The organism is Winogradskyella endarachnes, from assembly GCF_009741275.1.
GTDB classification, from domain to species: Bacteria; Bacteroidota; Bacteroidia; order Flavobacteriales; family Flavobacteriaceae; genus Winogradskyella; species Winogradskyella endarachnes.
On sequence record NZ_WOWS01000004.1, the window covers coordinates 235,401 to 247,820 of the forward strand.

The window sequence follows — 12,420 nt, forward strand, 5'->3', positions numbered from 1 at the left end:
TATGGCTGTAATAAAATATTTTGGAGCAATTGCAGAGGTAACAAATTGTAATGAAGAACAAATTGAGGTTTCAGATTTAAAAGTTTCAGATTGTTTGGAGCTTTTAAATGAAAAGTATAATCTAAATACGATTGATGTTTCTGTAGCATTAAATCAAAATTTAGTAGATAGAGAGAGTACAATTAAATTGAGTGATAACGATGAAATTGCATTGTTGCCTCCATTTGCAGGAGGATAATTTTGGAAAGGTACAATAGACAAATACAATTACCACAAGTTGGTAAAACAGGTCAGCAAAAACTAAAAGATGCAAAAATTTTAGTGGTTGGTGCTGGTGGTTTGGGTTGCGCTATTTTGCCTTATTTAGCCGCTTCTGGTATTGAAAATATCGGAATTATTGATGGAGACACCATTGAAGAAACCAATTTGCAACGTCAAATTTTATACACGGAAAAGGCTATTAAGCAGCAAAAAGTTGTCGTAGCCAAACAACAATTAAAAGCTTTAAATTCTAATGTAAATATTGAAATTTATAATTACTATTTGTCAGGCAAAAATGCCTTAGAGATTTTTAAAAACTACGATATTATAATCGATGCCACAGACAGCATACAAACACGCTATTTAATTAATGACGCGTGTATTATTACTAACAAACCCTTTGTTTACGGTTCTATTTATAGGTTTGAAGGTCAGGTTTCGGTCTTCAATTATAAAAATGGACCAACTTATCGTTGTTTATTTAAAAATGATAAAGCAAAAGTAACCAATTGCGAAACTGTAGGTGTTTTAGGAACAACTGTTGGTTTAATTGGTATGCTTCAAGCTAATGAAGTCATCAAAATGATTTTGGAAATAGGTGACGTTTTATCTGGAAAATTATTGGTGTATAACACTTTAAATAATGCTCAGAATGGTATCAATTTCAAAAAATCTGAAACTAAAATTATTGACGAAGCCTTTTTTAATTCAGAATATAAAACCCATAAAATAGAAGCGGTTTGTGTTAACGAAGCCATTTCTCAGAACCTCATTTTTATAGATGTGAGAGAATTGCACGAAACACCAAAAATTACAGTCCCAAATGGTGTTCAAATTCCCTTATCAATTTTAGAAACGAAAATTAAAAATCTAAATAAAAACGAAAACTATGCAGTTTACTGCCAAAGCGGAAAACGTAGTATAGAAGCCATTAAACTATTGAAAAACCATCAATTTCAAAATGTAAAAAATATTGAAGGTGGTGTAATTTCAATGCAACAAAACATCAACAATGAAAAAAGTATTTATTAACGGACCAATTACACCAGCATTTATAGCCAATTCTATAGAAAAACATCAATCCAAACACAGTATTGGTGCGCACAATATCTTTTTAGGCCAAGTGCGAGCAGATGTCATAAAGGATAAAACCGTTGCAGGAATAGACTTTACGTGTTACGAAGACATGGCACATCCTATTTTAGACGATATTAGAGAAAAAGCGTTTAAGACATTCAACTTAACATGCATGCATATTTACCATAGTTTGGGCGAAATTAAAGCAGGAGAAGTCTGTTTTTTCGTTTTTGTATCTGCAAAACACAGTAAAGAAGTGTATGCAGCCACGGAGTATTTAGTCAATATTGTAAAAAAGAAAGTGCCCATATTTGGAAAGGAAATTTTTGAAGATGAGTCGCACCAATGGAAGGTTAATAAATAATAGAGCCAAGACCGCTTTGCTGTTAGAATCAAGAATAAAGACTTAACTCTAATCATTAAGGAAAGACCAATAATAAATTATTAAAATGGTAGATATTACGCATAAAATTAAAACGCTCAGAGTGGCAACTGCAGAAGCTACTGTAAAAGTGAGCAAGCAAGAAACTATAGATGCGCTTCAAAATAATACAGTACCAAAAGGCAATGTGTTTGAGATGGCAAAGACGGCTGGTTTATTTGCTGTAAAAACCACACATAATGTTATTCCAGATTGTCATCCTTTACCTATTGAATTCACTGCAATTACCTATAAAATTGAAGGTTTAGAAGTACAAATCAGCTTAACGATTAAAACCATTTATAAAACTGGTGTTGAAGTTGAGGCTATGCATGGTGCTTCGGTTGTGGCGCTAACCATGTACGATATGTTGAAACCAATTGACAAACAAATTGAAATAGGAAACATACGATTAGTTGAAAAACGAGGTGGAAAGAGTAGTTTTAAAACCAAGCATCGTTCGCAATTAAAAGCGAGTGTAGTTGTGTGTTCAGATTCTATTTCCGAAGGTAAAAAAGAAGATTTTGCAGGAAAAGCCATCATTGAAAAACTGAAGCAAAGTGACATTGAAATTAGTAATTATGATATCATTCCAGATGAAATAGAAAACATACGAAACAAAGCCATGTTGTATTCTGAAACCTCTAATCTAGTCATATTTACAGGTGGAACAGGCTTATCGTACAGAGACGTTACACCAGAAGCTTTAGAGCCAATTTTAGAACGACGAATTCCTGGCGTAGAAGAAGCCATTAGAAGTTACGGCCAAGACCGAATGCCTTATGCGATGCTATCTAGAAGTATTTGTGGGACTATTGGAGATAGTTTAATATTAGCACTGCCAGGTTCTACAAATGGCGCAAAAGAATCTATGGATGCTGTGTTTCCGCATTTAACACATGTTTTTAAAATACTAAAAGGTCAGCAACATTACTAATGCAAAAACCCAACACCATTTTAACGGATACATTAGGTAGAACACACAACTACCTTAGAATCTCGTTGACCGAAAAATGCAATTTGCGTTGTACGTATTGTATGCCGTCTGAAGGTGTGCAATTAACACCAAGACAGCATTTAATGAATGCAGATGAGGTTTATGAAATTGCAAAAGTGTTTGTGGCGAATGGTGTAGATAAAATTAGATTAACAGGAGGAGAGCCTTTAGTGAGGAAAGATTTTAAAGCTATTTTGAAACGTTTGTCATCACTAAAAACAACACTTTCCATTACTACAAACGGTATTTTAGTAGACCGATTTATTGACGATTTTAAAACTTACGGACTCAAAAACATTAATGTAAGTTTAGATACTTTAGATGCTGAAAAATTTAATCACATCACAAGACGAAATCAATTTTCTAAAGCCTACGAAAACATTCATTTGTTAATTGAAAATGGTTTTAAAGTAAAGCTAAATATTGTTTTAATTAAAGGATTTAATGATAATGAAATTATTGATTTTATTGCATTAACGAAAGCGTTACCAATTTCAATTCGGTTTATAGAATTTATGCCTTTTGATGGCAATAACTGGAATAAATCAAAACTGGTTACACAACAAGATATATTAGAACAAACCACAAATCATTTTGGAGCTAAGAATTTAATAAAGCTAAAAAATGAAAACAACTTCACCTCTAGAGATTATAAAATTTTTGGTCATAAAGGCGAATTCGGAATTATAAGTTCTGTGAGTAATCCTTTCTGTGATGGTTGCAATAGAATTCGTTTAACAGCCAATGGTAAAGTTAAAAACTGCCTATTTTCTAATAATGAAACCGATATTTTAACCGCTTTAAGAAACCAAGAATATATTGAAGATGTTATCGCAAAAGCCATTTATAAAAAATTACCAAAACGAGGTGGAATGAACAGTTTTGAGCAACTAAACGACCCAAAACAACACTCTAATAATAGAAGTATGATTACTATTGGAGGATAGTTATTTAACTAAGCTTTTTAGTAAAGGTTTTCTTTTCAAAATTAGATTTAGGCGCCTCACAAAGTGAACACACATAATTGTCGCTTAAATCTTCAAAAGCAGTGTTGGGTTCAATGTTTTGGGTAATGTCGCCATAAGTTTGGTTATATACCGTTAAACAATCTTTACATTGATAAACTTCGTATTCAATTTCTTCTTCTACCACTTCAAGTGGTTCTAGTGAGGTGCTTTCTGAGCCTAATTGTTCAAAATACAAACGACTTAATTCTAAAAGTAAACTTGGCAATTCTGCTTTATCAACCTCTTGTACATGTACAATATATTCTCTTGTGTTTGGGTCGAAATTTTTAGCGTATAATAAGTTATAGGTGTCTCGTATTTTAAAATCTTTTAGTCCTGTTGGCGGAGTGTTTTTTTCAATAACAACAGATGTAAAATAGTAAGCTTTTCGGGTATATTCTGTAATACCAAAAGTTAAACCGTAGGTACTAATATCGTTGGTGTCAAAATAATCAACTAAGTATTTCTTTAGCTTTAAAGCATCGTCATTTGCTACAGGTAAATGCCAATTTAATTCTAGCATAGAATGCCTAACATTGATGCCATGTTTACCTAGAAATTTTTCCCAATGTAATTTTGCGGTCCTTGGAATGTCTTTTACTATAAAGGATTTCCAAGGCGTAATAGATATTTTACCAATTTTACAATCTGAACATAAATCGCACATGGCTTTTAAAAATTTTAAATCGTATCGATTATTGCGCCAATATAGTCCAAGCCAGTACTTATCGCTTCCTATTCTGTTCATGCCTTCATAATATGGAAACGGATGAAACGGTATGTGCAAAGGTTTGTCTATTGTAATGTTATTGGTTTGTATGGCGTCGTTGACTAAATCAAAAATCATGTCTACAGATTCTGGCTCTTCTTTAAGTAGATTTTCTATGACGTTTGCCACTTTAGCTATATCCCAACTGTAGATTAAAACAGGGTAGGCTTCCATCTTTTTCCAAAAAGGCAATCTTATATAAAGGTACCAATAATCTTCTTGCTCTGATGCAATAAAATTAAGGTGTCCTGTAAATAAGGGAACTAAACGTTGTTTTGGGTCTGTAATGTTTATTTTTAAATGGTGTTCATTTCTAAATTGTTCTAATACGTATAGATATTTATCGCCTGTAAGCCATGGTGTGTTAGGAAAAATATCTGCAGACACATAAGACGACATAATGTTTTCAGTGTTGTTTTTTATAGGATTAACAACTTGAAAACCTTCAATTTTCTCTGTGTTATCATTATTTAAATCATCAGGAAATAAAATGTCTTGTCTTGATCCAAATGAAATCACATCTGAACCTAGGTCTTCTGCAGATTGGCAAATTAATTTTAATTCGGCAGGAGATAAAACACCACCTTTAATTATTAAACGCGTTAACTTGTTAATCATACCAATTAGATTTTAGTATTAAGAATCTCTCTAACTTCTGTTTTACAACTACCACAACCTAAGCCAGCACCTGTTTGTTTACATAATTCGGTAAAGTTTGTGCAGCCATTTGTTATGGCTTCTGTTAAATTACCCTCGCCAACTTGGCTACAAGAGCAAATTAGTCTTCCAATCACTGGCTTGTCGTTAGAAGCGCCTCTTAATAAAGACTCTCGTTTATCGGATAATTCAACCTTACTTTCTATTAAGCCTTTAAATTCTGCAAACTCATTTTTGTCACCTACTAAAACAGCACCAACAAGTAAGTCGTCTTTAACAATACATTTTTTGTAGTAGCGCTTGCTCATGTCGGTGAAAATGATTTCTTCATAGCTATTGTCATTTTCTGGCACACTTATGTTGCCAATACTACATAAATCTAAGTCGCTAAATTTTAAAATGTTCATGGCTACAGAACCTTTGTAAATACTGCTAATATCGCCCAAAATAAAATTTGCCAGAATTGCGGCTTGTTCTTCAGCTGCAGAGGTAATGCCAAGTAAAGTATTCTTAAATTCTGCAATTTCACCTATAGCAAAAATGTTTGGATCTGTAGATTGTAAATGTTGGTTTACTTTAATACCACGTCCACAGGCAATACCAGAAGATTTTGCAATTTCAATATTTGGTCTTGTTCCAATGGCATATACAATAGCGTTAGATTTAAATGCTTTTCCACTCTTTAAGGTTACACCTAGTTCATCAGTGTCTTCATCATTAAAAACGGTACTAACTTCATTAGAAAAATAAACTTGTATACCCAGTTCTTGTACATGCATGGCTAGCAACTTACTAGAAAGCTGATCTAGTTGTCTCTCCATTAATCTAGAACCTCTCTGGATAATAGTAATATTTACATTTTTATGTTTAAGTGCAGCGGCTAATTCTAGACCTAAAAGCCCTCCACCTACTATTGTTACGTGTTGCTCATGTGCTGGTAAATTAGTGGCGTTAAGGTAAGATTTAAACCTATCTGCATCAGTTTTGCTTCGTAATGTAAATCTTCCAGGTAGAGCGAGTTGCACATCGTTTGGTACAAAAGCACGACTTCCTGTTGCTAAGATTAACTTATCGTAATTATGTTTTTCTCCTTTATTATCGGTAGCAATTTTATTTTCTTTATCTATATCAATAATGAAAGTGTTGCCGTATAAATCTATCTTAAGTTTTTCTAATTCAAGATCTTTAATTTTTTGAAGTTGCTCCCAAGACAATTCTTCAGTGACGTATTCTGGGAGCAAAACACGATTGTAAAAAGGATTATCTTCTTTAGAAAATACACTTATTTTATCAACGTCGTTATGATCACGATAGTTTTGTACAAATCTAAATGCGGCTGCACCTGCTCCAACAACAATAATCTTTTCTTCAGGTTTGTTATATTTTGAAACCGAAACACGCGTGTACTTAAAATCTGGTTCTTTAGATATTGGGTCTATGAGTGTGTTGGTTAAATTATTGGCCCGATTTAGATCGCTTTGTAGTTGTTTTCCCCAGTGCATAGGTAAGAAAACAACGCCTAATCTAACGTTATTTGTGAGTTTGGCTCGTACTCTAACAACACCATTTGCACTTCTTACTTCAACAACATCGCCATCTTTAATTTTATTGACATAGGCATCTGCATTGTTAATTTCTAAAACAGGACTAGAGTAATGGGTTTTTAATCTCGAAACCTTACCGGTTTTAGTCATGGTGTGCCACTGATCTCTTATTCTACCTGTGGTTAAAATTAGAGGGAATTCTAAATTAGGATGCTCAGATGTATTTTTTGTAGTTGCTGGAATATTGAAGATTGCTTTTTGAGAAGGTGTATAGAATTTTTTGTCTTCAAAAAGTCGAGGTGTTCCTTTATGTCCAGAAGAAGGTACAGGCCATTGAAAGGTACCTTCATTTTTTAATCTAGAATAGTTAAGATGTGAAATATCAATATTTGAACCTTTGGTCATGGCACAATATTCTTGATAAATTTCACTTGTTGAGTTATAATTAAAACCATTGAAATCCATTCTGTTTGCAAAATCGCATAAGATTTCTACATCTGGTCTGGCTTCTCCTGGTGCTTCAATGGCTTTGGGTAAATAAGAGATACGACGTTCTGAATTAGTCATGGTTCCTTCCTTTTCTAACCATGCAGCCGCAGGGAGTACTAAATCTGCATAATCTACTGTGTCTGCATTTTTTGAAATATCTTGAACCACAACAAACTTGGCATTTTTAAGTGCCTTTTCAATACGATGAGAATTTGGCATACTCACCATTGGATTGGTACAAATAATCCAAATGGCTTTCATTTTACCACTTTCTAAGGCATCGAACATTTCGGTTGCGGTTAGGCCAGGATTTGGTGATATTTTATCTACGTTCCAAAATTCAGCAACATCATTTCTGTCTTTTTCGTTTAACAAATCCTTGTGTACAGCTAAAAGATTAGCCATGCCTCCAACTTCTCTACCACCCATTGCATTTGGTTGGCCGGTTAAAGAAAATGGTCCTGAACCAGGTTTGCCAATTTGGCCAGTAATAAGTGATAAGTTTATTAATGAGAAATTTTTATAGGTACCTATGGCGCTTTGGTTCAATCCCATTGTCCACATACTTATAAATCCAGTAGCATTGCCTATCATTGATGCTGCTTTCTTTATTTCATCTACAGTTATACCACAAATATCTGCGGCGTTTTTAAGTGATGTAGATTGCACATGTTTTTTATATTTTTCAAAATCTTCAGTATGATTTTTAATGAAATTTTTATCTATTTTTTTTCGCTCTATTAGGCGTCTTCCTATGGCATTATTAAGAACAATATCTGTTCCTGGAATAATTTGAAGGTGTAAATCTGCAAAGTTTGCAGTGTCTGTTTTCCTTGGATCTACAACAATAATCTTAACATCAGGATTGTTTTCCTTATGCATTTCTAATCGTCTAAAAAGTATGGGATGACAATATGCAGGATTTGCACCTGTAATGAAAAAGCAATCCGCTAATTCAATATCTTCATAAGAAATAGGGACAGAGTCTTCACCAAATGTTTTTTTGTATCCAACAACGGCAGAACTCATGCATAGTCTAGAGTTGGTGTCAATATTATTGGTCCCTAAAAATCCTTTGGTTAGCTTATTGGCTATGTAGTACTCTTCGGTTAAACATTGTCCGGAAACATAAAACCCAACACTATCTGGTCCGTACTTATTAATTAGAGATTTAAAAACGCCTGCAGCACGATTTAGTGCACTGTCCCAAGAAACACGGTCGTAAGGATGTGAGCGACTCCATCTCATTTGAGGATACAAAAGTCTATCTGAGGTATCTTTTGCTACATAATGAAGATTCATGCCTTTAGAGCATAACATTCCTCTGTTTACAGGATGCTCTTTGTCTCCTTCTACAGTGATGTTGTTGTTTATATCCTTTTTAACAATAATTCCGCATCCTACACCGCAATACGAACATGTTGTTTTAATTTCATTTTGTTGCATGAGACTTAGTTAAGTGTTATAAAGTGACATAATCTAAGTTTTGTTTACCAATTTAATGGTCTTAAATATGTTAACAGCTATAAAAATACGTATTTATACGTAGTTTTTAAATTAAAAACTAAGTGTTTTTAGGCATTTTGTTGATTTGGCAACGTAAGATTGTTATTTTAGTAATTCTTTAATAAAGCGTCCTTTATTTTATTGATTGATGTAGTTTTATTTACTTAAAATTGAATTCTGCAGCTTTATTAGAAAGTTCTATTAGGTTTTTTACTTTTAGTTTTTTCATTAAATTAAAACGATGAACTTCTGCAGTACGTTTGCTAACTTCTAGTTCTGCGGCAATGTCTTTGTTGCTATTTCCTTTTAAAATGAGTCTTAAAATTTGCTTTTCTCTTTTGGTGAGTTGAAATGGATTGTCGTCAATAGGTTTGGCCTCAGGTTCTGTAACAGTTTGTTTATTTGTTAAATTGTTAATTATTATAGCGGAGATGTCACCAGAAAAATATTTTCCGCCTGTTGCTATGGTGTTTAACGCTTTAAGGAATTCTTCTTTGCTTGCCCCTTTTAATAGATAGCCGTCTGCGCCAGCTTCAATAGCACTAAGGACGTATTCTTCAGAATCGTGCATGGATAGTACTAAAGTTTTAATTTGTGGATAGTCTTTTTTTACTTCTTTTACAACTTCAAGACCATTCATTTGTGGCATTCTTATATCCACAATTAAAATATTAGGTTGTTGTTTTTGTAAAACGGTTAGTGCCTCTATGCCATTAGAAGCTTCGTCGATTACAGTTAAGCCTTGTTCTTCTTCTAAAAGTGCTTTAATGCCGTCTCTTACAAGCACGTGGTCATCAACAAGAACTATATTTAAGGTATTCATAAATACGTATGATTTTGAACTCAAAAATAAGCTTTTTTAAGTAATTATACCTAATTAAGTAATGGGTATATTAAGGGTTATTCTTGTTCCGTTTTCTGGAGAAGAAGCTACAAAAAACCTTCCGTTGATGTAAGAAATACGTTCTTTCATAAACATCATTCCCATACCGCCAGATTCTTTTGATGGGTTGTTGGTGTTCTTGGTATCAAAACCAATTCCATTATCATCAATTAAAATACTTAGTATAGTTGAGCTATGTGATAATGTTACTATAATATGGCTAGATTCTGCATACTTAATAGCATTATTAATGGCTTCTTGGGTTATTCTGTAAATATTGATTTCTACAAGAGAGTCTAATCTTTGATCAAAGCCAGTTTTATTGTAGAATTCTATTTTCTTGTTTGTAAACTTATTAAGCTCTTGAGTGAGTTTAGTTAATGCTGGTATAATTCCATAATCACCTAATTCTGGTGGTGCTAAATTAAATGTAGCAGTTCTTACACCTTGAATAATATTTGAAGCTAGTTCTTTTAGATATTCTACTTTAATAGTTGATTTTTCTACATCTTTAGGGTTAATGCTTTCTAAATTAAATTTTAGTCCTGTAAGCATTTGGCCTATGCCATCATGGATGTCTTTAGCAATTCTGTTTTGTTCTTTTTCTTGATTTTCAATAATCTTGCTAGCGATTATTTTTTGTTGATTCATTTGCTCTAAATAGCGTTCATTAGTTAGTTTTTGGACTTCTAATTGTGCATTTTTTCTTGTTGTAACGTCTGAAGAAATAATAATAAATTCTGACTTTTCGTTAACGCTATAAAATGGAATGATATACATTTCTAGCCAAACGCTTTCTTTGTTTATTTTAGTACCTTTTACTTCACCTTGCCATCCTATTTTGCTATGGTTTGCTAGCAAGTTATTTATAGTTTTTTGCTCGTTTTTATTTATGGATATTATTTCTGATAATTTGAGCCCTTTTGTAAAATGCGAAACTTTAAATAATCTCGAAAATTTATCGCCTAAATGTATAATTGAACCATCAGAACGTACTCTAGCAAAAAGTAGAGTTCTGTCCATAACCTCGTTTAATTTTCGGAGTTCTTTTACCGAGTTTTCATTTTTTTCTCTTAAAACATCGGCGTCACGAGCTATTTTTAAAGCTTGGGTTTCAGATTTTAATAAGCGTTTTATAGTTGCTTTTACAAACTTGGCTGATGGCCAGAATATGAAGATAAATTCACCTAATAATATGGCTAAGGTGATTAAAACTAAAATTAATTCTAGGTTACGCAGACGATCAACTTTTTCGTTGGCTTCAAGGTTATACTGATTTACTATTTTATCCATTAATTGAAGAAAAGGGGCTTCATTTTCTTTAATTAATTCTATATTTTCTGTTAGTGATGCCGAAGAGGTTTCGGGATTATTCTCTACTGACTTAATTATTGCTTTTGTTGCTTTTAGAATTGTTTCGTGGTAAGGGCTAATTTTTTTGTACATGGCTAATATCTCATTGCTATTTTCGCCAGGTAAATTAATGCTGTCATTGCCTTTTTGAAGACCGTTATGAGAGGTTTCCCATAGATTTAATGTTTTAATTAATTGGTTTTTTAATTCAATTTTATTGGGAATTTTATTTTCTATAGAGATGAGCAGAATTTCTTTTGTAATTCTTTGGCTAAGCATACGTTGTCTACCAGCAACATTTATAACTGTAGAGTCACTTTGTTGGTCATCTAAATAATTTCTAACAAATATTTGGCTAATAAAAACGGATAAGGCAATGGCGCTTAGTGCAATTATATATAAACGTCTTAATTTGCTAAAAGTTCTATTATCTAATGAGCTAACATTAGTTGTCATTGTCGTTGGTTTTATTCTAATGCCTTTTTTACCAAATTTAGGCTACGAGGCGAAAGATTTAATTTTAAAGCTATAGCTTGGCCTTTAGCGGACATTTTGCCCCAAGTTTTTTGTAAAATATCAATAATTTTTTCATCTGTATGTTTTTCTATAAAATCTTCTAAATAGTATTTTAGAAAAACTAAACAGGCTACATCTTCTAAAGTTTGACTCTCAGAGTCTTTTTTTATAAGTTTTTTATTAATTAGAAAAGAAGTGCGGTCTATAAACTCTTGAGTATAACCAACATCTTTAAGAATCTCACCAGTAAGTTTAGAATGCATTTTTTTTAAATCATTTCTCCACTGAAAATAACCTATTTTATCCATTGGATAAGATTTGCGTTCTATTGCCCAACGACAAATGTGTTGGGCTCTTATAGCAATTTGAAGTTCAGCAGAAGCATTAGCTTCTATGTCTATTAGCATAGTGGTCATCCGATGAGAATATAATAGTTCTTTTGGAAACGTTTTGCCTTTAAACACAACTGTATTTGGGTCTTCAGAGTTTTTTTGATCTATAAGGGCAATTGCTTTGTTAAACTTGGCATCCACAATAAAATGATTAAATGTAATTTCTAAATCTATTCAGAAAATCCAATATATACAATGTTATTTTCAATTTTCACAGGATAGGTAGCTATTGCTTCTAGGTTGCCATTAAGATTCTCCCCAGTTTCTAAGGAGAATGTTTTTTTGTGCATAGGACAAGCTACTTTTGGAATCCCTCCTTGATCACCAATCATTCCGCGAGATAAAACCATTTCTAGTTTATGAGGACAAAGGTTTTGACAGGCATACCAAGTTTGAGTTCTTTCAAAATTAAATACAGCTATTTGTTTGTCTTTGTATTTTACGCAAGCCCCTCCGTCTTTTGGGAAATCGCTAACTAAAGCAGCTTTAAACCAAACATTTACATTATCTAATTTAGTGGTTGTATACGTGTTTAGAATGTTTTCCAT

At 32.8% G+C, this 12,420-nt stretch carries 11 protein-coding genes; 5 read left to right on the forward strand and 6 right to left on the reverse strand.

Annotated features, from left to right (window positions below):
* The first annotated feature begins 1 nt into the window (after nucleotide 1).
* From GN138_RS11865 to moaA, 5 genes are all read left to right on the forward strand, one after another.
* Nucleotides 2-238 (forward strand): MoaD/ThiS family protein, encoded by a 237-nt coding sequence (locus GN138_RS11865; RefSeq protein ID WP_157364214.1) that lies wholly within the window; start codon nucleotides 2-4, stop codon nucleotides 236-238.
* Between the two features lie 2 nt (nucleotides 239-240).
* Nucleotides 241-1,293 carry a HesA/MoeB/ThiF family protein gene (locus GN138_RS11870; RefSeq protein WP_157364215.1) on the forward strand — a complete coding sequence of 351 codons (1,053 nt, stop codon included), beginning with the start codon at nucleotides 241-243 and terminating at the stop codon, nucleotides 1,291-1,293.
* The gene (locus tag GN138_RS11875) at nucleotides 1,274-1,702 is read left to right on the forward strand and encodes a molybdenum cofactor biosynthesis protein MoaE (RefSeq protein WP_157364216.1); all 429 of its coding nucleotides are present in this window, start codon (nucleotides 1,274-1,276) and stop codon (nucleotides 1,700-1,702) included. The genes GN138_RS11870 and GN138_RS11875 overlap by 20 nt, the downstream gene beginning before the upstream one ends.
* 85 nt (nucleotides 1,703-1,787) lie before the next feature.
* The gene (gene moaCB / locus GN138_RS11880; protein WP_157364217.1) at nucleotides 1,788-2,696 is read left to right on the forward strand and encodes a bifunctional molybdenum cofactor biosynthesis protein MoaC/MoaB; all 909 of its coding nucleotides are present in this window, start codon (nucleotides 1,788-1,790) and stop codon (nucleotides 2,694-2,696) included.
* Entirely contained in the window at nucleotides 2,696-3,703 is a 1,008-nt protein-coding gene (moaA, locus tag GN138_RS11885; RefSeq protein WP_157364218.1) for a GTP 3',8-cyclase MoaA, read from the forward strand. Before moaCB ends, moaA begins: the two co-directional genes overlap by 1 nt.
* A 4-nt stretch (nucleotides 3,704-3,707) precedes the next feature.
* On the opposite strand, the gene GN138_RS11890 is transcribed toward moaA, so the two are convergent.
* The 6 genes from GN138_RS11890 to nirD all read right to left on the reverse strand — a co-directional run bounded on the left by GN138_RS11890 (nucleotide 3,708) and on the right by nirD (nucleotide 12,420).
* Nucleotides 3,708-5,150 (reverse strand): rubredoxin, encoded by a 1,443-nt coding sequence (locus GN138_RS11890; protein WP_157364219.1) that lies wholly within the window; start codon nucleotides 5,148-5,150, stop codon nucleotides 3,708-3,710.
* Between the two features lie 5 nt (nucleotides 5,151-5,155).
* On the reverse strand, nucleotides 5,156-8,668 hold the full coding sequence (locus GN138_RS11895) for a nitrate reductase (protein ID WP_157364220.1): 3,513 nt from the start codon (nucleotides 8,666-8,668) through the stop codon (nucleotides 5,156-5,158).
* 220 nt (nucleotides 8,669-8,888) lie between these two features.
* On the reverse strand, nucleotides 8,889-9,551 hold the full coding sequence (locus tag GN138_RS11900) for a response regulator (RefSeq protein WP_157364294.1): 663 nt from the start codon (nucleotides 9,549-9,551) through the stop codon (nucleotides 8,889-8,891).
* A 54-nt stretch (nucleotides 9,552-9,605) separates the two neighbouring features.
* Nucleotides 9,606-11,420, reverse strand: coding sequence for a sensor histidine kinase (locus GN138_RS11905; protein WP_157364221.1), 1,815 nt, complete (start codon nucleotides 11,418-11,420; stop codon nucleotides 9,606-9,608).
* Between the two features lie 11 nt (nucleotides 11,421-11,431).
* Entirely contained in the window at nucleotides 11,432-12,013 is a 582-nt protein-coding gene (locus GN138_RS11910) for a DUF4202 domain-containing protein (protein ID WP_394366133.1), read from the reverse strand.
* 29 nt (nucleotides 12,014-12,042) lie between these two features.
* Nucleotides 12,043-12,420, reverse strand: a complete 378-nt coding sequence (gene nirD / locus GN138_RS11915) for a nitrite reductase small subunit NirD (RefSeq protein WP_157364222.1) — start codon at nucleotides 12,418-12,420, stop codon at nucleotides 12,043-12,045.

Excerpts from the sequence above, each read along its gene's own strand:
- GN138_RS11865 (WP_157364214.1), top strand. The coding sequence starts at position 2 with ATGGCTGTAATAAAATATTTTGGAGCAATTGCAGAGGTAACAAATTGT.
- GN138_RS11875 (WP_157364216.1), top strand. The coding sequence starts at position 1,274 with ATGAAAAAAGTATTTATTAACGGACCAATTACACCAGCATTTATAGCC.
- moaCB (WP_157364217.1), top strand. The coding sequence starts at position 1,788 with ATGGTAGATATTACGCATAAAATTAAAACGCTCAGAGTGGCAACTGCA.
- moaA (WP_157364218.1), top strand. The coding sequence starts at position 2,696 with ATGCAAAAACCCAACACCATTTTAACGGATACATTAGGTAGAACACAC.
- GN138_RS11890 (WP_157364219.1), bottom strand. The coding sequence starts at position 5,150 with ATGATTAACAAGTTAACGCGTTTAATAATTAAAGGTGGTGTTTTATCT.
- GN138_RS11895 (WP_157364220.1), bottom strand. The coding sequence starts at position 8,668 with ATGCAACAAAATGAAATTAAAACAACATGTTCGTATTGCGGTGTAGGA.
- GN138_RS11900 (WP_157364294.1), bottom strand. The coding sequence starts at position 9,551 with ATGAATACCTTAAATATAGTTCTTGTTGATGACCACGTGCTTGTAAGA.
- GN138_RS11905 (WP_157364221.1), bottom strand. The coding sequence starts at position 11,420 with ATGACAACTAATGTTAGCTCATTAGATAATAGAACTTTTAGCAAATTA.
- nirD (WP_157364222.1), bottom strand. The coding sequence starts at position 12,420 with ATGGAAAACATTCTAAACACGTATACAACCACTAAATTAGATAATGTA.